The sequence below is a fragment of the Martinezella sp. CNPSo 3732 genome (assembly GCF_057784515.1).
Genome location: NZ_JBXSOO010000001.1, coordinates 14,261 through 37,605, shown reverse-complemented (window position 1 = coordinate 37,605; position 23,345 = coordinate 14,261). Strand labels below are relative to the sequence as shown.

The window sequence follows — 23,345 nt, the reverse complement described above, 5'->3', positions numbered from 1 at the left end:
ATTGCGCCTTCAAATCCGGCGCGTCACCCATTCAGGGCGGCCAAAGCCGCCGAGGTATTCAAAAAGGAGTTTTCGATGCTCACCGTTACCGCCCAGGGCGCTGCAATTCCCGCGCTCGGCTTCGGCGTCTTCCGCATGTCGGACGCGGAAGTGGAACGCGTCATCCCGGCCGCACTGGAGGCCGGTTTCCGTCATTTCGACACCGGACAGATCTACCAGAACGAGGAAGCGCTTGGACAGGCCCTCCAGGCCGCCGGCGCGCGACGGGACGAACTGTTCCTGACCACCAAGGTCTGGGTCGACAATTACAGCAACGAGAAGTTCGCAGCTTCGGTCGACGAAAGCCTCGACAGGCTGAAGACTGACCGCGTCGATCTTCTCCTTCTGCATTGGCCGGGCGACAAGGTTCCGATCGCGGAGCAGATCGAAATGCTGAATGCCGTCCAGGCCGCCGGCAAGACCCGCTTCGTCGGCGTCAGCAACCAGAATATCGCGCAGATGCGGGAATCGGTCAGACTTTCCAGCACGCCGATCGTGACCAATCAGGTCGAGATCCATCCCTATCTGTCCCAACATGCCCTTACCGCAGCGGCGAAAGCGAATGATGTTGCAATCACCGCCTATTACGGCATGGCCGACGGTGCGGTGCCGAAGGATTCGGTGCTGCAGCGGATCGGCGCCAGATACGGCAAAAGCGCCGCGCAGGTCGGTCTTCGCTGGCTGATCCAACAAGGCCACATCGCTTTGTCCAAGACGGCCAATCCGGAGCGCGTCAAGGAGAACATCGCGATCTTCGACTTCAATCTCGACGAGGCGGATATGGCCGCCATCGCCACTCTCGCTCGCCCGGATGGCCGGATCGTCAGCCCGCCCGGCCTCGCGCCCGAATGGGACGCCTAAGGAGTTTTAACATGGACACCAGGATCTCGACGGCCGAAAAGGCCCAAACATCTTCTCACGCACGGTGGGCGCTTCTCGCCCTGGCGATCGGAGCCTTCGGTATCGGCACGACCGAGTTTTCGCCGATGGGACTTCTCCCGGTCATCGCCAAGGGGGTCGACGTCTCGATCCCGACCGCCGGCCTCCTGATCAGCGCTTATGCGATCGGCGTCATGGTCGGCGCGCCCTTCATGACGCTCGCCTTCAGCCGCTTCGGCAAGCGCACGGCGCTGATGCTGCTGATGAGCGTCTTCACCGTCGGCAATCTCATGTCGGCCATGGCCCCAGGCTACTTCACGTTGCTGCTCGCCCGGCTCGTTACCAGCCTTAACCACGGCGCCTTCTTCGGTCTGGGCGCCGTCGTGGCGGCAAGCGTGGTGCCGAAGGAAAAGCAGGCAAGCGCCGTTGCCGCCATGTTCATGGGGCTGACGATCGCCAATATCGGCGGCGTGCCGGCCGCCACCTGGGTTGGTCAGGCGATCGGCTGGCGCATGGCTTTCGCAGGAACGGCGCTGATCGGTATTGCCGCCATTGCAGCGCTATGGTTCGCCCTACCGAAAGGCGAGCGCGGCGCGATGCCGAATGTCCGGCGTGAACTCGCCGTGCTTACCCATCCGACGGTACTGCTCGCAATGGCAACGACCGTCATGGGCGCAGGCGCGATGTTTGCACTCTATACCTATGTCGCTCCGGCGCTCACCGAACTGACAGGCGCCTCCAACAGCTTCGTAACGTTGGGACTGGTGTTGATCGGCGTCGGCTTCACGATCGGCAACTGGCTGGGCGGCCGTCTGGCCGACTGGTCGCTTGATGGCGCAACCAAGATCTTCCTTGGCCTGCTTGCCGCGATCATGTTCGTGCTGCCGCTGGCAATGACCAGCCACATCGGGGCGGCCATCGGTCTTCTCGTCTGGGGCGGCGCAGCGTTTGCGATCGTTCCGCCGGTACAGATGCGCGTCATGGAAGCGGCAGCCGAAGCGCCTGGTCTTGCCTCCTCCATGAATGTCGGGGCGTTCAACCTCGGCAATGCCTTGGGTGCCGCAGCCGGTGCCGCCGTGATCAGCCTTGGCTTCGGCTATGCAGCGGTTGCGATCGCCGGAGGGCTGCTCGCCGCCGCCGGCCTGGTACTGGTGTTGATCGGCACGCGCAGATCATCGTCGCTGCCGGCAAATTGCAATGCCTGATCAATCCGCCGGCGGCCCCTAAAGGCGTCAGGGTTTCCGGATGTCCTATCAACAGAAATCGAGCCGTCTACGGTCCGTCGCCGCAGACGGCTCGATCCAATTGAAACAGCCATGCTCAAGGCAGCTTGATTTCAAGCGTGATCATATAGTTGCTGTAATTGGGCGGGGCCGGCGGGAGGTTAGGGCTAGTGGCCGAGAAGATTGAATAATCGGTTATGCGCGGAGCCGTGGATGGCGGCTTCACGTCCGGTCTCCAGGACGCCTTGATCGTTATTTTGTCGGTGGCGCGATAGGAAAGATCAAGCTCGCGGCTCCTGCTTGCACCATCCCGGGAATGCTTGCCCGCCAAGGACCATTTTTCCCATGACGCCGCCACGGTTTCGGTTGTCTCGGTGCCCTTGCGCTCATAGCTGCCGCTCAGCGAGGAATTTTTATCCTTGGTCGACAATTTATAAAGCTGATCCTGAACCTTGCCGTTGAAATCGGTGGTTATCGTGGCGCTGCCTTCGATATTACCATCAAACGACCGTGCGTTGACGTCGAAAATGATCGTCTTGTTGCCGACATAGACGCCGACGTTCGGATTGAGCCCATTCGTCTTGAAGCCGATGTCGCTCTTCGCCTTTGAATCGAGAACGATCGGACGCTCGGGCGACTGGAAGTATTTTCCAAGCAAATCCTGCTGAGGCTTGGTCGGCGCAACGGGCTTACCCATGGGGTCGAAGGCACCCATGACCGTGCAGCGCTGGCCACTCACCCAGCTATTGACGGCAAAGATCAGATGCCCGTCATCGCCAATTGCGGCTACGCCCTGATGCAGGCTGTTCCTCAGATTATAGCGACCGCAGCAGGACAGTGCGTTGTCGCTCACCGCTTCGAAGGACCGGCCGGAAAAAAGCACGCCGGACGGCAGTCCCGATGCCGCACTACTCCCGAGGATGGGGCAGCTGGAGAGCGGTATCAGCCTGTAGCTGTTCAAATCCGTTTGCGGCGTCTGGCCCGTCGGCCTTGTGAGCGGTGCTAATCCCATATCTGATCTGCCGTTTCCTGATCCGTTGACGAAGGATGAAATTCCCAAATCGCCATGCCGCTGAAAGGCAGCGGCGATACGATTTATGCGTGTCCAACCGGGGGAGTTAGGTCGGCGAACTTATTTGTCCAGACGGTCGATTTTGTTTCTGGTGGCGTGGGACCAGGCTGACAAAATCGGCTTTTGGCCCTAACCGTCTGATCATTTGACATGGGCTCGTATTGCCAGCACTAGTTGCTTTCGGATAGACCCTCTCCATCTCATCTGTGTTCAGATTTTCCGGAGCATAAAAATGCGTCTTGAACCGCAGCAGCGAATTTATGTCTGCTTCTTCCTCTTTGCGGTATCGATGGGCGCAATGCTGTCGCGCCTCCCCGATCTGCAGGACGCCTTGCAGATCGACAAATCGGAGCTCGGCCTGACGCTGATCGGCGCGGCTATCGGCGCGCTGATATCGCTCACCTTCGCCTCCCCGATCGTCGCACGTCTCGGCGCGCGCAAGACCGCATTCATCACCGTGCTTGGAACGTCCGCATCCCTGGCGCTCGTGCCCTGGATGGGCGTTGCTCCGCTTGTCTTTGCCATCCTGCTTTGTGAAGGTCTGCTGGCCGGAGCGCTTGAAATCAATCTCAACGTCGAGATCGATCGCATCGAGGCGCAGCTTGGCCGGGGCGTGATGAACCGCGCCCATGGATTCTGGAGCCTCGGCTTTTTCGTCACCGCCCTCGTATCGTCGGCGATCCGCCAGGCCGGCATTTCGATGCAGCTGCACCTTGCCCTGACATTTACCTTCGTGCTGATCGTGGGTTCGCTTGTCATTGCCGGCATGCGCAATGCGCCCGCCCGCCCGGCACAGGATCATCCGGAGGCCGGGCATGTCGCGCTGCCGACACTCGGCCTGCTGCCTCTCTGTGTCATTGGCATTGCTGCCTTCCTGGTCGAGGGCGCGGGCATCGACTGGTCGGCGATCTATATGCGCGACGTCTTTCACGTCGAACCGTTCGTCGGCGGGCTCGGATTGACGCTGTTCACCTTCTTCATGGCGCTGGCAAGATTGTTTGCGGACCGGTTCGTCGATCACTTCGGCTCCCGCTCCGTTGCACTCTCCCTACTGCTTCTTTCAGCTGCCGGTCTCTGCGCCGTCTGGCTGGCGCCTCACCCCAATGTGGCGCTACTCGGCTTCGCCTTCATGGGCGCCGGCTGCAGCGCGGTCTATCCGCTGGCGGTTTCGGCGGCCGCCCAACGCACCGACCGTCCGGCCCATGTCAATGTTGCAGCACTTGGACAAATGTCCTTCGTCGTCTTCTTCCTGGCTCCGCCGCTGCTGGGATTCGTTGCCGAACATGCGGGGATTCGCACGGCCTACCTTGTCTGCATCCCGGTCATCCTCGCCGCCTTGATGGGCATCGGGTCGCTTTCGGCCCGTCGCAGCGCCTTCGCGTAAGGACTCTGCGATCCGGCAAAAGTCTCCTGCATTAAATTCGCCGGGATCCCTTATTCGTTGTGAGGGGGAATGCTGTACGCTTCCCCCTCTTCCGCAGTCGAGCGTGGGGCATCGCTCGCCTGCAGTGCTTTCACCGAGTCAGAAGCCTTGGCTCGCTTAACGCAGCGAGCGGAATGCCGCCCTGACTTCGTTGGTGAAAATCGCCGGCTGCTCCCAGGCCGCAAAATGCCCGCCGTTCTCGGTTTTGTTGAAGTAGATCAGATTGCCGAAGGCACGCTCCGTCCACGACTTGGGTGCCTGATAGATTTCTCCCGGAAAGACACTAACCGCGACCGGCACGGAAGGGATCCTTTCGAGAGCGTTGAAATTGTTGGTGTGGTCTTCCCAATAGATCTGGGCTGCCGAGGTACCGGTCTCCGTGAACCAATAGAGAGAAATGTCATCCAACATCTCGTCCCGAGTGAGAACCTTTTCCGGCTGCTTGTTGCTATACGTCCACTCGGCAAACTTGTCGTACATCCACGCGGCCATTCCGATCGGTGAATCGACGAGCGAGTAACCGATCGTCTGCGGACGCGTAACCATCATTTGCGCGTAGGCAGCGCTGTCTCGGTAGAAAATCGCGAGCTTGTCGAAGCAAGCCCGTTCGTCCGCAGTGAGACCTGCGGGCGCCGGGGCACCTGCAGCCAAAATCGGCACGATTTCTTTTGGAACGATCGCAGGCATGTTGAGATGAATGCCCAGCAATCCCGGCACCTTTTGATGCGCCATGCGCTCGGAGATGACCGAGCCGCAATCACCACCTTGCGAGACGAACTTCTCATATCCGAGCCGATTCATCAGCGTGCCCCATGCCCGACCGATATGATCCGAACCCCAGCCCTGCGTCGTCGGCTTGCCGGAGAAGCCGAAACCGGGGATCGATGGCACCACGAGATGAAAGGCGTCTTCGGCCTTGCCGCCATGAGCGGTGGGATTCGTCAAGGGATCGATGACCTTGAGCATCTCCAGAATCGAGCCCGGCCAACCATGGGTCATGATCAGCGGCATTGCGTTTTCGTGTGGGGAGCGAACGTGAATGAAGTGAATATCCAGCCCATCGATTTCGGTCATGAACATCGGCAGAGAATTGAGCTTCTGTTCCACCTTTCGCCAATCATAACCGTCGGCCCAATATCCAACGAGATCGCGCAGGCGTTCGAGTTGCACGCCCTGGGAGTCGTCAGCGACATTTTCCTTGAGCGGCCAGCGTGCCGTCGCAAGCCTGTGCTTCAACTCGGCAATCGCGCTGTCGGGAATATGGACCTTGAACGGCTTCACACCGTCGGGCAAGGTGTCCGATGCGGCAAAGGACATGGCAGGCTTCAAGAGCGAGGCCGCTCCAGCGACAGCGGCCGCAGTCACAAAGGCGCGTCTGTTCATTGAGAAGGATAAAGGCGACATCAGAATCTCCAAATGTTTGGGAGGTTTGTTGAATGCCGCGAAGTTTTGCTTTCGGCGTGTATCCCGGTTGTGTCCTCAACCGCGTCAAATTGTATCTTTCCGTGTCCGGATCGACCGAGGCTACAATAGAATATAGAACTCCGCGCTTTGACTTTGGCAGCGGCAAAATGCACCCGAAAAATATGGAACTTGGCCGAGTAGCCAGTGAAGAAGAATTTTTGGAGAATCTTGGGGTGCGAGATGAGGCAATGCGGGGCTGCCAAGCCCTGCGGCGACCCCATAGAGATGGCGCGGGCTTACGAAGTTCCTCTTCCATGATGATGGAAACGGCTCGATGGCTACCTGCTCGAAGCTGCGCTCGTCTATGGGTAAAATAAGGGCGGCTATCCTGGCGGGAGGAGAAACCATGGATAGCCGGCCGGCCGCGATATGATGAGATAAGGCCGGCAAATTTCACTTAATCGCGTTGCAGCGCCTTACGGCGCATAGCGCGTAAAGACGTAGTCGTGATCCCTGACGTTGCCGACATGGCAGCTGAGACAGGTTTCATGTTGAGCAATATCGACCGGCTTGCCATCGACGAACCGCCCGAAGCCCCAGCCGTGACTATCGGGATATTTCTTGGAATCCTTCACCATGACCTGCACCGTGGTCGGCGCACCCGGCACGGTTGCCGGCGCGAACTCCGTCGATTGCTTGCGCTTATAGGCCAGTTTGACGAGGACCGAGCCGTCGGGAAAAGGCAGGGTGCCCTTCTTATAGGTGTCAACGGCGATATCGTTGCCGAGCACGGCGCGAAGCTCGTCGAGCGGCGGAGCCTCCTGCGCCGGCGCAATGAATTTCCAGTCCCGATAGCCTTCCGGTATGGTCACGCCGTAGATCGGCGATGCATTTTCCGGCGGCGTTGCAGAACCTGCCGATTGAGACGCGGCGATGCCGACGGCAAGGCTTGAGACGGCAAATGCACCGAGGAATGCAAATTTCATTTTAGACTCCTGCCTGACGGATGATCCCGCAGAAGATCGCCGGGAATTGTATCCGCTAAATTTCAGGAAACGGCTCGATTGTATCGCAATGTAGCCAGGGAAACCCATTCGTGTGAGCTGCTCATCGGAAATCGGGTGGCTACCGCTCCGGTTCGGACGCTAGGCTTCAGCTTATCACGGCTTCCGAGGACCCGACATGAACACATCGATCTCCACTTCCGCACCGGCTTTCACGGAAAACTCTATAGAGGCTCGGATCGACGCCTATGATTGGCCGTCGCTGGCAAGAGAGCTTGACGGCTTCGGCTGCGCCGTCCTTCCGAAGCTTCTGGCACCCGATGAATGCGCTGCGGTCTCCGGGCTCTACTCCGAGGAACGTCATTTCCGCAGCCACATCATCATGGCGCGTCACGGCTTCGGAAGAGGTGAATATCGCTATTTCAACTATCCGCTGCCGTGGCTTCTCGGTGGATTGCGCACAGCGCTCTATCCCCACCTCGCCGGCATCGCAAACCGGTGGAATGAACGCATGGGCGTCGAGGAACGCTATCCCGATGAACATGCAGCCTTCCTGAGGCAATGCCATGAGCTCGGTCAGAGGCGCCCGACACCGCTGCTGCTGCAATATGTGCCGGGAGACTTCAATTGCCTGCACCAGGACCTCTACGGCGAGCTTGCCTTTCCGATTCAGGTGGCCATTCTGCTTTCCGAGCCGGGACGGGATTTCACCGGCGGCGAGTTTGTCCTGACCGAGCAGCGGCCGCGCATGCAAAGCCGCGTGGAAGTCGTGCCGCTTCGACAGGGCGATGCCGTCGCTTTTGCGGTCCACAATCGCCCCGTGCGGGGAACGAAGGGAAGCTACCGCGTCAATCTCAGGCACGGGGTAAGCCGCGTCCGCTCCGGCATGCGCCACACCGTCGGCATCATCTTTCACGACGCCCGCTGAGGCATCGCTATCCGACGAAGCCGGCGTAATTTTCTCCGGTAATTCTGTGCATGATGGCCGAGTATGCCTCATGATTCTGGTCGCCCGCCAGGACACGCCCCAGCGACGGCTGCGCCAAAGCCGACATAGGCAGGAGGGCGAGCGGCGTCGAAACGGGTGTGAGATGTGAGCCCTGCCCCGCGCGCAATGTCGTCAGCAGACCGAACATTTCGCCGGTGATACTAGGCTTCGACAATATCGCCATGCGATATTGCCCGGAGGAATTCGTCACCAGATAGATATGCCCCGACAGGTGCGGCACCGACACCGAGCCCTGCTGTGAAAAAGAGGCATCGCTGCGCTCGCGTTCCCGGAAACTCAGACAGGTCCGTTCTCCATCCCAGGCGATCTCGGTGCAATAGGCGAAAATCGCATTCGCATCGCCGAAGGACGGACGAAGCGTCAGGTAGGTACCTTCCAGCCAGGAAACCGACGCGCGGGAATAGGCACCGAGTTCTTCAGGAGCATGGCCGGGCTTGTCGTTGACGACAGGTGCTTGCGTTCCGCTCGGTTCCCGCAGGACGACGCCCAACGCCTGCTCCAGGCGAATAAGGGTGGCAAGAGTAAAAGGGCGATGACCGGAAAGAGCCTTCTCCAGCGTCGAAAGACTGATGCGCGCGTCATTGGCAAGACGCTGCCTCGAAATGCGCCGTCGGGCGATCTCTTCGCGAACTCGCGCCGCCACGGCACTGTTCTGACTGTCGGACAAATAAGGGTCGCCCTGGACCATTCATTCGTTTTCCTGTTTGCGTAATTTTCTTCACAATTCCACACATGGCCGTAACCGGCAAGACCGTTTGCGGCAAGATGCGGACGAAACAGGGCAAAGCTTACGCTGGCGAGAAAATAGCCTTTGTTCACAATGGCTTCAGTCATTCCACCAGCGAATAAGGAGCCTGTCATGTCAGCCTCGCCAAACGTCTCGCGCTACCAGAAGCGGCAAAATTTCCTCATCAGATTCGGCCTGTTGCTCTGGTTCAGCAATGCCATCCTGCTGCCGGTGCTTGCCGTCATTTTCGCACTGCTGCATCCCCTGGAATCGCACGCGCAACCAACAGCCTTCGTCACGCCGAACGAAATGGGCACCGGCAGCCTTCTTCTTCAGACCAAGGAAGACGGAAAATATATCGAGGCGCCCCGCCTTGCGACCGATGTCGATCTCGACGTCAATGGACCGACGGCACGCGCAGTCCTCACGCAAGCCTTCCAGAACACGACCGACAAGTGGGTCGAAGCCCTCTACGTATTTCCTCTTCCGGAAGACAGCGCCGTCTATTCCCTGAAGATGATCGTCGGCAACCGGGTCGTTGTCGCCGATATCAAGGAGAAGCAGGCTGCGCGCGCCATCTACGAGAAAGCGCGCAGGGAAGGAAAAAAGGCGTCCCTTGTCGAACAGCAGCGCCCGAATGTCTTTACCAATGCGGTCGCAAACATTGGCCCGCATGAAAAGATCGTCGTTCAGATCGAATATCAGCAGTCGGTCCGCCTGGCGGACGGCCGCTTCTCCCTGCGGGTGCCGCTGGTCGTCGCGCCGCGCTACAGCCCGCAGGACGCGTCGCCCATCACCCAGCAGGCCGACCTGAAAGCCGGCTGGGGTCAAACCAAACAGAGCCCATCGCGCAAGGACAGCGACCAGCCCATCTCCGCGCCGCTCATGGCCCCCGGCGGCGACCGCGCCAACCCTGTCACCCTCAAGGTCAATCTCAACGCCGGCTTTCCTCTTGATGACGTCAAAAGCCTCTATCACGTGGTCAAGATCGACAAAGTAAGCGATAGCGCGCGCCGGATCGTCCTGGACCGTGATGCGACTGCCGATCGCGACTTCGTGCTCGAATGGAGCGCGGTCGCAAGCAATATGCCGAGCGTCGGTCTCTTCCGTGAGCATGTCGGCAAGGATGACTATATGCTTGCCTATGTGATGCCGCCGGCGGTGGCAACGCCGCAGAAGGCGGGTCGCGAAGTGGTCTTCGTCATCGACAATTCCGGGTCGATGGGCGGCACCTCAATCGAACAGGCAAGGGCGAGCCTCGATTATGCCCTGTCCCGGCTCGAGCCGAACGATCGCTTCAACGTTATCCGCTTCGACAACACGATGACCAAATTCTTCCCCGATTCGGTCATGGCGACGGCTGAAAATATCGCCTCGGCCCGCCGCTTCGTCACCGGACTGGAAGCTGCAGGCGGAACGGAAATGCTGCCGCCGCTCCAAGCAGCACTCGACGACAGCCACCAGGCCAACGGATTGCGCCAGGTCGTGTTCCTGACCGACGGCGAAGTCAGCAACGAGCAGCAGCTTCTCGATGCCATCACGAAGTCGCGCGGACGCTCTCGCATCTTCATGGTTGGCATCGGCTCGGCGCCGAATACGTACCTGATGAGCCGCGCCGCGGAACTTGGCCGTGGCAGCTTCACCCACATCGGTTCGGTCGCCGAAGTGAACGAGCGCATGCGCGCCCTGTTCGACAGGCTGGAGAATCCGGCCGTCACCGATGTCGCGGCTGCCTTTTCGGAGAGGAATGTCAGCCTGTCACCCAACCTCCTGCCCGACATCTACCATGGCGAACCGCTGGTGCTTGCCGCCCGGATGGGCAAAGCTGTCGGCTCGCTCACCGTCAGCGGCATGGTCGGCAATCGGCCATGGACGATCTCCCTGCCGCTTGATCAGGCAAGCAATGCCAAGGGTATCTCCAAGATCTGGGCGCGGCGCCAGATCGATGATGCCGAGATCAATCTCACGCTCGGCAAGATCTCGCAGGCCGATGCCGACAAGCGCATCCTGCAATTGGCACTCGACCATCATCTGGTCACACGCCTCACAAGTCTCGTCGCAGTCGACACCAAGCGCCTACGGCCGACAAACGCGCCGCTGACACAGGCCGACATTCCATTGCAGCTTCCCGCGGGCTGGGATTACAACAAGCTCCTCGGCATCGGTGCAACGCGGGATGCGAAAGCCGACAGCAAACATCAGCAGACAGCTGATAAGTTGCAGGGTGCCGATGGCGATGCGGAGCTTGAACCCATCTCCGCACCGGCTCAGGCCAGCGTTCCGCTACCTCAGACGGCAACGCCGGGAATGCTTCTCATCCTCCAGGGACTGCTTGCTCTCCTGTGCGGAGCTTCGCTGCTGTTCCTAGCATCGCGAAGGAGCCGGGCATGATCGCCGCCACTCGCCTCCAAACCATCGGGAGCGCGCCAGCGCGCTCCCTTCTGATTTTTGCGGCCGGCATTTTCATCGCCGCCGGTCTCTTCCTCGCCGCACAAGGAGGATGGATCTACGCCAAAGCGGCTTTGGCGCAAGTCCTGCTGGAACGTGCCTTCGCCGAAAGCGTGACATCAGGCGCACCGGTCAAGCCATGGAGCTGGGCCGACACCTGGCCGGTGGCGCGTATCGAGGTTCCGCGACTTGGCGTTTCCGCTATCGCGCTAAAGGGTGCAAGCGGACAGGCGCTTGCCTTCGGCCCCGGCCATCTCGACAACACGCCGCAGGCCGGCGAAGAGGGTACAGCGGTCTATGCGGCACACCGCGATACCCATTTTACCTTCCTGAGAGACATAAAGGAGAACGACCGCATCCGCATTACACGCCGCGATGGCAGGGCCTTCACTTTCCGCGTGACCCACATGGCCGTTGCCCGCTGGGACGAGGCGGAAATCGACCCCGATGCCAATGGCGTCCATCTCGTGCTGGCGACGTGCTTTCCCTTCGACGCCGTGACCTCGGGGCCGCTCCGCTATCTGGTCTATGCCGATCTCGAAGACACGATGGCGAAATAGACCATGGCCAGCCATATGGAGCCTCCCCTACCCGCCGGTGCGGGTAGACGCTTCCGAGTAACGCGCGTCCATGGGCGCGAGGCCGTTGGCGTTGGGTTGTGTCAGGATACCATAGAGTTCGGGGCGGCGGCCTCTTATCCAGCGCTGGCCCGTACACTTGTCGAGCAAGGCCAGGTCGATTTCAGCGCTCACCCTCGCATCGGCGGCCGCCCAGGTTTCGGCCAGGATCCGACCATAGGGATCGAGGATCATGGCATTACCGGTGCGCACCTCGTCTTCATCCTGGCCGACACCATTGCTGAAGACGAGGAACATTCCGTTGTCATGGGCGCGCGACGGCAGCCAGCGCATGAACCACTCCCGGCCGTTCGGACCTCGAAATTCGGCCTCGATCGCCTCTGGATCTTCGTGGCGATTGATCCATTTTTCGACCGGTATTCGCTTCAGCCCGTGCGGACTAACCGAATGCCCGCCGCCGGCCTGATGCGGCGCGATCAGCAATTCGGCGCCGAGCAATGCGGTGGCGCGCGCATTCTCGACCAGATTATTGTCCCAGCAGATCAGGATGCCAGCACGAATTCCCCAAGGTGTATCGAAGACCGTGAAGGCATCACCGCTGGAAATGAGGCGATGCTCCCAGGCATGCAGTTTGCGATGGCAATGGACGCTCCCATCCGGCATGCAGACCGCGTAACTGTTATAGAGCTTTCCGTTTTCACCCAACTCCAGGAAACCGGCACCGATCGCAATGCCCTTCTCCCGCGCCAGGGCGGCGACCCGATTGATCCAAGGCCCCGAGAGCGGCTCCGCCAGCGCCTGCAGCGCGGGACCATCGAGCTTGGGAACATGCCAATATCCGCAGATGCACATTTCGGGAAAGACGACGAGCTGATTATCAGCCTGAACGGCTTCTTCCGTGAAATGCTCTATACGCGAGAGATTGTAGGCCTTGTCATTGGCCCGATGCTGAAACTGCACGGATGAAATTTTGAGCGCCATGTCGATTGCTCCTTTCGCCATGAAGCAATTTGACCATGCGACCTCTCTTTCGTAAAATGACTTTATCGATTGAAATTATTCCTGGATAGAATGGAAATAAAGCTCCTCCGATCCTTCGTTCAATTGATCGACACCGGCCACTACGGCAAGGCTTCGGCAAAACTGTTCGTCACCCAATCGACCCTGACCAAGCAGATTCAAGCTTTGGAAGCCGCAATGGGCGGAGCGTTGTTCGAACGTGGTCGTCATGGTGCGAAGCTGACGCCGCTAGGAGAGCTCCTGCAGCGCGAAGCACGCCCGCTTCTTCAATTGAACGACGATGTCGACCGGAAGATGCATCGCGCGATGGCCGGCCTTACCGGATACCTCGATATCGGGTTTGGAATATCGACCCTCGTCGTCGCGCCGCAGCTGATTGCCGGCTTTCGTGCAGCGACGCCGGATTGCGGCATCACGCTCAATGACATGCCATCGCGAGAACAGCATCAGCGCCTGCTCGACGGCCGGCTTGATATCGGCTTCTGCCGGGCGCCGGAAGACGATAGCGGTCTGGCGTTCATGCCCGTGCTCGAAGAGCATCTGGCCCTTGTACTCCCGAGTGGGATGGCAATGCCGACCCAGGATCGGCTGACGGAGCTGAATGAACTCGGCTTTGTGGCACTTTCGCCCTCGCGCGGACCGGGACTGGATGATCAGATCAGACGCTGGTGTTCGTTTGCCGATTTCGAGCCTCGCATCGTTCAATATGCCGACGATATACTGACGGTGCATGCTATCGTTTCTGCCGGCCTGGGCGCCGCATTCCTGCCCTGGCGTGGCGTGCAGGCATTGGCAGGATCCAGCCACAAGCAGTCTCTCTCAGGACCAGAATCAAGATGGCCGGTTGGAATCTGCTGGCACCGCAAACATGCGAGCCCCCTGCTGGCCCGCTTCATCGATCATGTATCGAAGAATCTGAAATTCGACCGCTCGCAGGCCGAGTGGCAATCGAGATAAAGGCCTGACGCATCGGCGTTCTGCGATGCAAGCGATCGCTCTCATCGCCGACAATGGGGTTATGCATTTCAACCCCATTGTCCGAAAGGCACTAAACATGAACCTACCCGACGTTGTCAGCGGACAGTTCAAGCCGCTTGATGGTCAAAACGAACCGTGCAGCCAAAGCATTGTTGGGGTGCCGAGAATTGCAACGGCAATCATCACCGAAACTGCCATCTTGATCGCTTTGATGCGTCGTGTCCTGACGCCGCTCCAATCATAACTCAAAATCACTAACCCTCACAAATCATTAATGATTCGCAAACTAGAGCCGACCCGCTTTTCGACAAGGGATGGTGATGATTCGTCCACAACGGATATTTCCGCGATACTTCGACTAAGGCGATGTCGAAACCATCTGATGGCCAGGAGAAAACCCTCGGGAGAAACCGTTGGTGCAGAAAGGCAGACTGTCGCGCCTGAGCGTCCCGGATGCCGAACGACGCGATTCTTCACCATGCGTTTCACCTGTATCGGCCGCGAAGGAAGGCTGAGATTTCGCGGGAGATCCCCCGTAGTGGGTCGACTCACCCGGACCGATATAGTGATTTTCATTGCGACAATCGTCGCTAATCTTAGCCGGGTAGGCGTCGGGCGATCGATGGTAATCGCACTTGCTATCAAAAGGTGTGAGTCATCGCTGCGGCCGCCTTCGGCGACTTACTGCAGAAAATATAGGAAAAGCAGCATATTAAGTGGCGAAGGACAGAGTCTTGGCTGTCACACGTTAACCGGTCATTAACCGTTAATCTCTGGACGGCCTGACAGAATCGTGTTCTATCTTCTGGCGGGCAAAGGTCGGCAAACCGGCGACAGGCCGCCAAGAGGGACAAATGGCGATAGCGAACCGCACGGAGACTGTAGCTCCTTCGAAGGAAAATGCAGCCAGCAAAATCGCGCGGCATGCAACGGTGTTGTCTGGTCAGCTCCAGCAGCTCAGAACGCGGATGTATCCGCCGAAATCCGAGAAGATGCTGCGCCAGTTCCTGACCAACGAAGTGTCCAAGCTGACTTCGATCCCGGATTCGACCCTGAAGCTGATGTCGAGCGAAGGCCGCGGTCCTGTTCCCAGCCGGTTGGAGAACAATCATCGGGTCTATACGCTTGCCCAGATCAACGAATTGCGGGAGCTGTTTGCCAAGCAGAAGCCAGCGGAAGCCCTTCGCTTCCTGCCTCGGCGTCGGCCGGGCGAGCATCTGCAGGTGATGGCGATCGCCAACTTCAAGGGTGGCAGCGCCAAGACGACCACTTGCGTTCACCTCGCACATTATCTTGCGCTGCATGGCTATCGCGTGCTCGCACTCGATCTCGATCCGCAGGCCTCGCTTTCGGCTATGTTCGGCGCTCAGCCGGAAATCGATGTCGGCGCCAACGAAACCATTTATGCGGCGCTCAGATACGACGCGACCGAGAGGCGCTCGATCCGCGAAATCATCCGCAAAACCTATTTTGACGGCATTGATCTCGTTCCGGGCAACCTGGAGGTCATGGAGTATGAGCACGAGACGCCACGCGTTCTTGCCCAAAGATCCGGCTCCGGCGCCATCTTTTTCGAGCGCCTCAAGCTGGCGCTTGCCGAGGTCGAAGAGGATTACGACATCGTCATCCTCGACACGCCGCCGTCGCTCGGATTTCTGACCCTTAGCGCCATCTACGCCGCTACAAGCATGATCATCACGGTGCATCCGGCCATGCTCGATGTGGCATCGATGAGCCAGTTCCTGCTCATGATGGGCGACCTTATCAGCGTGCTCGACGAAAGCGGCGCGCAGCTCGATCAGGATTTCATCCGCTATCTGATCACGCGCCACGACCCGAACGATGCGCCGCAATCGCAAGTCGTTGCGATGCTGCGCCATCTCTTCGGCACTGATGTCCTCTTGCCGACGGCAATTGAGAGCACCGCGGTCGAGGCTGCCGGGCTTGCCAAGCGCTCCCTCTACGAACTTGAAATGGGGCAGATCGGCCGAGACACACACAAGCGCGCCCGCGAGGCGGTAGACGCCGTCAACGAAGCCATCGTTCATCTCATCAATACAAGTTGGGGGCGTGGATGAGCAAAAGCCCGAGAAAATCCATCGTCGCCAGTTTCGGCCTGCTATCAGCCGAATTGGAAAGCAGCGAAAACAAACCAGACCCGGCGCCCCCCACTCCCTCCCCTGCGCAGTCAGGACGCGTCGGTGCTGGCGTGATCGGCGCCGCACATCGCGCAATCGGCGACATACGCGCCGAGCGCGATCGGCTGCGCGCCATTGTCGAATCCGGCGAAGGCTGGATTCAGGATCTCGATCCGCATGTGATCGATGCGTCGCCCTATCCGGATCGCCTGCCCGACGACGATCCCCATGATTTCGAGAGATTCAAGCGCTCCATCGAGGAGGAAGGCCAGAAGGTTCCGATCCAGGTTCGACGGCACCCTTCTTCAAGCGATCGGTATCAGGTTGTCTATGGCCATCGCAGATGGCGGGCCGCTCTGGAGCTCGGCCGTACCGTCCGTGCCATAGAGGTCGAGATATCCGATCTCGATCTGGTTCTGGCTCAGGGTATTGAAAATGCGGGCCGTCAAGATCTGACATGGATTGAACGCGCCTTGTTTGCCTCGCGCATGGACGATGCGGGCATCAAGGCACGCCACATCTATGCGGCTCTTTCTATCGAAGATGCGGAGCTCGCGAGAATGCGGAGCGTCTACCGCACGATTCCGGCGGATATCATTGAAGCGATCGGCAGGGCTCCGAAGGTCGGTCGGCCGCGTTGGCTGGACCTAGCGAAGACAATATCCGCCGCGCCCAATGCTCTTAAAGTGGTGCGCGCCGCTCTCTCAGACGCGAATGAGGCCAATGAAACTTCTGACCAACGCTTTCAGGTGGCGTTGAAGGCAATCAAGCCTCCGCCTGAAGCGCGCAACACCCAGATCGCGATTTCCGATACATCAGGAACCAGGCTGGGTGTGTTTATGACGTCGCCTCGGGAGGTTCGGATCTCTGCCGAGGGCAAACTGGGTACGGAATTCGTAAGATTTATCGAGGAAGAGCTGCCCGATCTTGTCGAGCGCTTCACTCACTCCAGAAACAAACGCAACCCCTGACAGCTGTCAGGGTTTTCTGATTGGAAAGGAAACCTAGCAAAAGAAAAAAGGCCCCCAAACGTTGCCGTCGTGGAAGCCTTCTCTTCAATGTAGCAACTGAAGAATCGCATTTCCCCGAATCACAGTCAAGAGTCTTTGGCACCGTTTTTGGTGATCGTATTTCTTTTGCCTCTTGAAGGTGAGGAAAATGCAGAATGGAAGTGTAACGACGCCTTTTGGGCGGCGGCCGATGACGCTTGCCCTGCTTCGGCAACAGATCGCCGTGACCAGGATCGAGCCCAACAAGTCGGTCGATAAATGGAAGGTCTTTCGCGATGCATCCGAAGCACGGCAAAAGCTCGGATTGCAGGATCGTAGCCTTGCTGTGCTTGACGCTCTGTTGAGCTTCTATCCCGAAAATGAACTCCGGCCGGACGCGCAGCTCGTTGTCTTTCCGTCTAATGCGCAGCTGACTTTGCGTGCTCACGGCATTGCGGGCGCTACACTTCGCAGGCATCTTGCGCTTCTTGTCGAGGCTGGCCTGATCGTCAGAAAGGATAGCGCTAACGGCAAGCGCTACGCGAGAAAAGGCAGGACCGGCGAGATCGAGCATGCATTCGGCTTCGATGTCTCACCGCTGCTGCTGCGTGCCGAGGAGCTTGCGATCATGGCTCAGCAGGTCGTAGCAGAGCGGATCGCATTCCGCCGTGCCAAAGAAAGCCTGACAATCTGCCGGCGCGACGTCCGCAAATTGATTACGGCGGCAGTCACGGAAGGCATCGGGGGCAAGTGGGCGCTGATCGAAGACAGCTATGACGCCCTTGTGGCACGCATTCCTCGTTCCCCAACAATGTCCGACATCATCTCCGTTCTCGAAGAGATGAAACTTCTTCGTGGCGAGATCATCAACCTTCTGGAAACCCAGCAAAAAATTGAAAATTGTAGCACCAATGACGCCCATAATGAGCAGCACATACAGAGTTCGAATCCCGAATCCCTTAATGAACTTGAACCAAGCTTTCGAACAAAGCTGGAAATGAGATCCTCGCAAAGAGGCGGGTCGCAGAAAGAACCCATGCAGATCTTCCCGTTAGCTCTCGTGTTGAAGGCATGCCCGGAAATAAGTTCCTACGGACCGACGCGCATTATCAACAACTGGCGGGACCTGATGTCTGCGGCTGTCGTTGTACGATCGATGCTGGGCGTCAGTGCTTCGGCCTATCAGTATGCTTGCGAGATAATGGGGCCGGAAAACGCTGCCGCGACGATGGCTTGTATTCTCGAGCGATCAGGGCATATCAATTCGGCTGGCGCTTATCTGCGGGATCTTACATCCAAGGCGAAACGCGGCGAATTTTCGCTCAGGCCCGCGCTTATGGCATTACTTCGAGCGAACGGCGGAGACAGCGATGTCATATTGAGGGTTTCATGATGGGATTGCATCGCTTTCCAGCATATCGACGATCTGGAATTGGAATAAGCCTCAGGCGCTACCGAACGAACAGGCAGCGAGATGTGCTATTTCCATAAAATGATACGGCCAAAGCCAATCCTTCAGCTATGGCCGTCCATTGACCGTCGAACATTGCCGGCGGCGTGACCTGCGCGTTGGATTAACGGCAGACGCGTTCCTTACGGATGACCCAGTGGCCATGAACCTTGTGCTTCACGGTTTTCACAAAGCAATCGTGATGGTGACGATGGAAGGGAGCTGCCTGAGAGGGAGCGCTGACGGCGACAACCGAAGCAAGGGCGATAACGGAAGAAAGAAGCAGGCTTTTCATGTTAAACCTCGTAAGCATTGGGGGTTGATGCTGCGTGTTTACGCATGAATTTGATGACCGATTGAGACTTAACCGAAAATGAATAGCACCCTTACAATTTTGTAATGCGTTTCGGAGATCGCCGCCATTTGAGGAGCCCATTCGCGGCAAATGCGAGAGCAGCTAACTTTGGCTTTGAGCTAGATAGACTAGGCCCGGCTCAGCGGGGCCGCAGTCGCGAGCTTCCCGGAGATCCTATTGGTTCTGGATATTTCGTGATCGGCAAATCTAGGCGGGAAACTCATCCGAAAAGCTGATCAAAACGCTCATCCGGAGGATGCTTTACCCTGTTCCTAAAGGCAAGATCGCCTCTTGCGGAACGCTACCTTTCCCAGGCTCGAAAGCTCCAGCAACACTGTACGGCTGGTGGAAGCTAATACCAATATAGCTTCACAATCAAAAATTTTCCTTGAAATATTCGATATTTAGACAGCGCCGAAGTTGGGCATGAAAAGCAAAGCATTTCGTCTGTTTCATGCAATATAGCACGCTAAGCGGACCGATTAGTCAAGAGAATTGTCGGTCAACAAGCTCGGTCAAATGGGCTGCAGACGGGAATGCATCGCCTTGCGCAAGAGCTCAACGGTCTCGGGTACGCTCGGTCCTTCGATTGGAGGCGGCTGCCGGCGTTCGCAGAATTCCCGCCAGACGAACAGGGTCAGTTCCGCACCGTCCGTTTCTGTCTCCCACTCCCCTTCGGCAAATTGTTGAAGGATCCGATACCGGGCATCTTGCCAGAAAAGTTTCTCCACCCAATCGTAAATGGGGATGATATGGAGGTGAAAGGCAAGGCCGGAAATGTGGCCATACCGACCGATATAGACGCGTGAAGCGCTCAGCTCCTGTTTCAAGATTGCTTGAGATAGTGCCAGCAGTGGACCGATCTCGCGCTGGGCGCCATCGGGTAAATCGAAGAGATCATTGGCGGATCTTTTGGACGCAATGATGAGATAGCCGGGGAGGGCCGAATTTGCACGATGGCTCACAAGCCATTCGTCGCTCTCAGCAATGAGAAATTGTGGAGCAGTCGTCATTTCCTCTCCTTGATGCTAGCTATTATTCGTCGGCTACCTACGCATCCTGCCATGCCAAAAATAATATCGCCGATGGCCAGAAAGTTGAAGTTTTCGTCGCTTTTCGATGGCCCCAGCTGAGGGGGCAAGCAAATATGTTGAGTACGAAGCTTGTCTAACCCATGGCAAGCTGGCGGCAGTCGGAACTCCTTGGAGTGGAAGGTAGCGGTGATGGCAATATCCGCAAGCGACGGTCTTGGTGGATGGGCGGGAAGACCTTCAGCGCCCAATCGGGAAGCTCTTTGCCGCTGGCAGTCAGCCTAATCCGCTTTCGGTGTTCGCCAGGAAACCCTGACAGCTGTCAGGGTTTTCCAAGTAGCGGATGTTGGAGAGGCAGTCTCATGAGATTTGTCTCGCCCGGCGACTGGCGGAGAGGCAATATACGTTGCGTTACCCCTCCCGCAAGTGCAGGCAAAAGCCTGACAGCTGTCAGGGTTTTGGCCCGCGGGGTTCCGTTGACGCATCGCGATCGTGGGATGGATTGCCGTAGCTGGCGGTGGGGGTGGCCGCTCCTTTCCCGGTCGGGACTTCCATCGTATCGAAAGCTCCGACTGGGAAAGTCAGTCCATCAATGTCCCATGGATGCCTTCTTGCCGAGCGTTACGTTACGCAGCGTCAAGGCAAGGGGGATAGCAGCGAGCGAGATCAGCGTCAGGACCCAGAAGGCATCGACATAAGAGAGAAACGAAGCTTGGCTCTGTATCTGCTGATCGATCCAGGCAAGCGCCTGTTGGTGGGAGGTCGGAAGTGAGCTTCCTTGCGCCATGAAATAGTTGCTCAATTGGCCGTAGGTATCCTGATAGGAACCGCTCGACGGGATGATATGTTCGACCAGGCGGCTTTGATGGAACTGTTCGCGATGGGTGATGACGTTCGATATGAGCGACACGCCAATTGATCCGCCGGTATTGCGAGCGGCGTTCAGCAGCGCGGACGCCTGGTCGGTCTTGCTGGCAGGAATCCCGTCATAGGAAGCCGAGGTGATCGGCAGGAAGATGAATGGCAGGCCGATCCCCTGCAGCATGCGGGCCTCTGCGAGATACCAGAAGCCCACGGCGCTGTAGACGCTGGTCACCTGATACATCGACAGGGCAACGAAGCCAGCACCGATCGCGATCAGATATTTCGGCTGTACTTTCGATGATAGGAAGCCGACCACGAACATCATCACCATGGTGACCACACCGCCGGGAGACAGCATCAGCCCCGCCCAGGTTGCGGTGTAGCCGAGATTCTGCTGAACCAGCTGCGGCAGATACTGCGTCGTGGCGAGCAGCAGCGCGCCCGTCGCCATCATCACCAGAAAGCAGGTGCCGAACTGGCGGCTGACCAGCATCCTGATATCGACGGCCGGATTCTTGTGCTTCAGTTCCCAGGGGATCATCAGCAGGGAGGCAAGCGCGCAGATCACGGCTGCCGCAACGATGAAGCTGGAGCCGAACCAATCGTCTTCCAAGCCTCGGTCGAGCATCAGCTCCAGCATTCCAAGAAAGGTGGCGACGAGTCCAAAGCCGATCCAATCGAAGCCGGGCTCGTGGCTGCGCTTCTGTGCGCGCTCTTGCGCTGCTCCTGCCGGTTCCTTGATCAGCATGGCAACGGCGGCAAGCGTCAGGATGCCGACGGGGCCGTTGATCAGAAAGCACCAGTGCCATGAGAAATTATCCGAAAGCCACCCGCCCAATGTCGGCCCGACCACAGGAGCAACGACGACGGCGACGCCGAACAGGGCAAAGCCCTGCCCTCGTTTCTCAGGTGGAAAGCTGTCGGCCAGAATGGATTGCGCAACCGGCACCATGCCGCCGCCACCGATGCCCTGCAGGATCCGGGCGAGCAGCAGGAATTGCAGATTGGGCGCAAAGCCGCACATGACGGAGCTGATGGTGAAGAGCGCAAGGCAGCTGAGAAAGAAAGTACGGCGCCCGAGAAGACGCACGAGATAGCTTGTGGCCGTCACGATCACGGCGTTGGAAACGAGGTAGGTGGTGACGACCCAGGACGCTTCGTCCTGGCTGACGCCGAGGCCGCCGGAAATATAATTCAGGGCGACGTTGGCGATGGTTGTGTCAAGCACTTCCATGAAGCTGGCAAGCGCGACGACGATCGCAATGATCCAGGGGTTTGTCACCGATCTGACGACAGCGTTCGTGCTCACAACACGTTCCTCAAGCTTTCCCATAAGGAGGGGCTGGCGTCGGTGCGGACCGTCGGGACGACGGACATGCCCGGGCCCAATGCGACATCGCTCGGCACGTCATCAAGCTCGATCTTCACGGGAACGCGCTGGACGATCTTTACATAGTTGCCGGTGGCATTTTCTGCCGGAAGCAATGAGAATGCCGTTCCCGATCCCGGCTGCACGCTCGCGACATGGCCATAGATCGTGCGGCCGCCATAAGCGTCGATAGTCAGCGTTACCGGCTGGCCCGGGCGCATATGATCGAGCTGGGTTTCCTTGAAGTTGGCCGTGACCCAGAGCTTGTCCGGCACGAACATCGCCAGATTCGTGCCCGTCTGCACATATTCGCCGTCGCCGGCCGACAGCTGCACTACTCGACCGGGCTGAGCTGCTGTCATCGTCGTGTAGGAAAAATTGAGCTTGGCCTGGTCGAGCTGGGCTTGATCTTGCTTGAGAGTGGCCTGAACGTTGGCAATCTGGAAGTCATAGGCATCGAGCTGACGCTGCGCAGCGGTCAGCGAGGCTTGATCGGTGTTCAGTGCAGCCTGTTGCTGGTGCAATTGCGAGGTATATTGCTGCGCTTCCTGGAGAGTGCCGGAGCCGCTCTTTACCAGCCCCTGATAGCGGTCGTTTTGCTGCTGGGCGAAGACGAGATTGGCTTGGGCCTGCGCGACCTGAGCCTTGGCCTCTTCCACATTCGCTTCCTGAACCCGCTTCTGCGCCTCTGTATTCTGGATGTTGGCGTTTGCGGCAGCGACCTGAGCCTGTGCCTGCTCCAGAGCTGTTTGATAGTCACGATCATCGATCCGGGCGATCACTTCGCCGCTCGTGACGTGCTGGTTGTCGGTGACAGGGACGGAAGAAATATAACCGGCTACCCGCGAAGTGATGGCATATTGCCGCGCAGCGATGAAGGCATCGTCGGTGCTCTCATAATGAGAGGCGTTGTCCCAATAGATAAAGGTCACCACGGCTGCGGCAGCGAGCGCACCTCCGCCGATCAGGAGCATACGCAGGCGTCGGGAGGGGCTGCCAGTCGCGTCCTTCTGGCCGGGATCATCCGGCGTCTCGGTTTCGTCGGGAATTCGGGTTTTGTCGCCGGGTTGCGGCGCTTCTGCCCTTTCCTGTGGGGCCGAGAGGCCGCCTTGCTCATGATTTACCTTGCCGCCGCCAGGCGCCTTCGGCTCCAGCACGATCAATTTTCCGAGAGTCTCATCCTGAGGCGTGCTCATCTTCTACCTCTTCTATCACAAGGGTATAAATTGAAACGAAACGTTCAATTTAAATATTGACGTAGAACTGATCGGGATGTTAGTCAAGAGCTGCAGAGGGTGCTAAACCGCGTCCAAGCCGATCAAAAAGCAGTGAGGTCCGTCATGCC

The 23,345-nt window shown here is 58.4% G+C and carries 20 protein-coding genes; 11 read left to right on the top strand and 9 right to left on the bottom strand.

Annotated elements, in window-relative coordinates:
• Positions 1-75: 75 nt before the first annotated feature.
• Both AC13RM_RS00160 and AC13RM_RS00155 read left to right on the top strand, forming a co-directional pair.
• Positions 76-900: an aldo/keto reductase gene (locus AC13RM_RS00160; RefSeq protein WP_374824592.1), complete on the top strand. Its 825-nt coding sequence runs from the start codon at positions 76-78 to the stop codon at positions 898-900.
• Between the two features lie 11 nt (positions 901-911).
• Positions 912-2,123 (top strand): MFS transporter, encoded by a 1,212-nt coding sequence (locus tag AC13RM_RS00155; RefSeq protein WP_488554414.1) that lies wholly within the window; start codon positions 912-914, stop codon positions 2,121-2,123.
• Between the two features lie 115 nt (positions 2,124-2,238).
• Here the strand turns inward: AC13RM_RS00155 and AC13RM_RS00150 are convergent, their stop codons facing one another.
• Positions 2,239-3,153 (bottom strand): hypothetical protein, encoded by a 915-nt coding sequence (locus AC13RM_RS00150; RefSeq protein ID WP_374824586.1) that lies wholly within the window; start codon positions 3,151-3,153, stop codon positions 2,239-2,241.
• Positions 3,154-3,445: 292 nt separating this feature from the next.
• Here AC13RM_RS00150 and AC13RM_RS00145 point away from each other — a divergent pair, with 292 nt between their 5' ends.
• A complete protein-coding gene (locus tag AC13RM_RS00145) occupies positions 3,446-4,597 on the top strand; it encodes an MFS transporter (RefSeq protein ID WP_374824583.1) in 1,152 nt (383 codons plus the stop codon).
• Between the two features lie 156 nt (positions 4,598-4,753).
• Here the strand turns inward: AC13RM_RS00145 and AC13RM_RS00140 are convergent, their stop codons facing one another.
• Entirely contained in the window at positions 4,754-6,040 is a 1,287-nt protein-coding gene (locus AC13RM_RS00140; protein WP_374824580.1) for an epoxide hydrolase family protein, read from the bottom strand.
• A 476-nt stretch (positions 6,041-6,516) separates the two neighbouring features.
• Positions 6,517-7,026, bottom strand: coding sequence for a cytochrome P460 family protein (locus AC13RM_RS00135; RefSeq protein ID WP_374824577.1), 510 nt, complete (start codon positions 7,024-7,026; stop codon positions 6,517-6,519).
• Positions 7,027-7,222: 196 nt separating this feature from the next.
• On the opposite strand from AC13RM_RS00135, the gene AC13RM_RS00130 reads away from it, so the two are divergent.
• A complete protein-coding gene (locus AC13RM_RS00130; protein ID WP_374824574.1) occupies positions 7,223-7,972 on the top strand; it encodes a 2OG-Fe(II) oxygenase in 750 nt (249 codons plus the stop codon).
• Positions 7,973-7,979: 7 nt separating this feature from the next.
• Here AC13RM_RS00130 and AC13RM_RS00125 read toward each other — a convergent pair whose 3' ends face one another.
• The gene (locus AC13RM_RS00125; protein WP_374824571.1) at positions 7,980-8,741 is read right to left on the bottom strand and encodes a helix-turn-helix domain-containing protein; all 762 of its coding nucleotides are present in this window, start codon (positions 8,739-8,741) and stop codon (positions 7,980-7,982) included.
• Between the two features lie 171 nt (positions 8,742-8,912).
• On the opposite strand from AC13RM_RS00125, the gene AC13RM_RS00120 reads away from it, so the two are divergent.
• A complete protein-coding gene (locus AC13RM_RS00120) occupies positions 8,913-11,171 on the top strand; it encodes a marine proteobacterial sortase target protein (RefSeq protein ID WP_374824568.1) in 2,259 nt (752 codons plus the stop codon).
• Positions 11,168-11,788, top strand: a complete 621-nt coding sequence (locus AC13RM_RS00115) for a class GN sortase (protein ID WP_374824565.1) — start codon at positions 11,168-11,170, stop codon at positions 11,786-11,788. The genes AC13RM_RS00120 and AC13RM_RS00115 overlap by 4 nt, the downstream gene beginning before the upstream one ends.
• A gap of 27 nt (positions 11,789-11,815) precedes the next feature.
• Here AC13RM_RS00115 and AC13RM_RS00110 read toward each other — a convergent pair whose 3' ends face one another.
• Complete coding sequence (locus AC13RM_RS00110; protein WP_374824562.1) at positions 11,816-12,787, bottom strand: nitrilase family protein; 972 nt, start codon at positions 12,785-12,787, stop codon at positions 11,816-11,818.
• A 90-nt stretch (positions 12,788-12,877) separates the two neighbouring features.
• On the opposite strand from AC13RM_RS00110, the gene AC13RM_RS00105 reads away from it, so the two are divergent.
• The 5 genes from AC13RM_RS00105 (at position 12,878) to repC (ending at position 18,324) form a co-directional block, all read left to right on the top strand.
• Positions 12,878-13,783: a LysR family transcriptional regulator gene (locus AC13RM_RS00105; protein WP_374824559.1), complete on the top strand. Its 906-nt coding sequence runs from the start codon at positions 12,878-12,880 to the stop codon at positions 13,781-13,783.
• A gap of 25 nt (positions 13,784-13,808) precedes the next feature.
• Positions 13,809-14,048, top strand: a complete 240-nt coding sequence (locus AC13RM_RS00100; RefSeq protein WP_374824556.1) for a hypothetical protein — start codon at positions 13,809-13,811, stop codon at positions 14,046-14,048.
• 610 nt (positions 14,049-14,658) lie between these two features.
• A complete protein-coding gene (gene repA, locus AC13RM_RS00095) occupies positions 14,659-15,882 on the top strand; it encodes a plasmid partitioning protein RepA (RefSeq protein WP_488554413.1) in 1,224 nt (407 codons plus the stop codon).
• Complete coding sequence (gene repB / locus AC13RM_RS00090; protein ID WP_374824550.1) at positions 15,879-16,913, top strand: plasmid partitioning protein RepB; 1,035 nt, start codon at positions 15,879-15,881, stop codon at positions 16,911-16,913. Before repA ends, repB begins: the two co-directional genes overlap by 4 nt.
• A gap of 187 nt (positions 16,914-17,100) precedes the next feature.
• Positions 17,101-18,324, top strand: a complete 1,224-nt coding sequence (gene repC, locus AC13RM_RS00085; protein ID WP_488554412.1) for a plasmid replication protein RepC — start codon at positions 17,101-17,103, stop codon at positions 18,322-18,324.
• Positions 18,325-18,505: 181 nt separating this feature from the next.
• Here repC and AC13RM_RS00080 read toward each other — a convergent pair whose 3' ends face one another.
• The 4 genes from AC13RM_RS00080 to AC13RM_RS00065 form a co-directional block, all read right to left on the bottom strand.
• Complete coding sequence (locus AC13RM_RS00080; protein WP_173004651.1) at positions 18,506-18,676, bottom strand: hypothetical protein; 171 nt, start codon at positions 18,674-18,676, stop codon at positions 18,506-18,508.
• A gap of 575 nt (positions 18,677-19,251) precedes the next feature.
• Positions 19,252-19,749, bottom strand: a complete 498-nt coding sequence (locus AC13RM_RS00075) for an HIT family protein (protein WP_488554411.1) — start codon at positions 19,747-19,749, stop codon at positions 19,252-19,254.
• Positions 19,750-20,356: 607 nt separating this feature from the next.
• Entirely contained in the window at positions 20,357-21,940 is a 1,584-nt protein-coding gene (locus tag AC13RM_RS00070) for a DHA2 family efflux MFS transporter permease subunit (RefSeq protein ID WP_488554410.1), read from the bottom strand.
• Complete coding sequence (locus AC13RM_RS00065) at positions 21,937-23,196, bottom strand: HlyD family secretion protein (protein WP_488554409.1); 1,260 nt, start codon at positions 23,194-23,196, stop codon at positions 21,937-21,939. The genes AC13RM_RS00070 and AC13RM_RS00065 overlap by 4 nt, the downstream gene beginning before the upstream one ends.
• Positions 23,197-23,345: the final 149 nt, after the last annotated feature.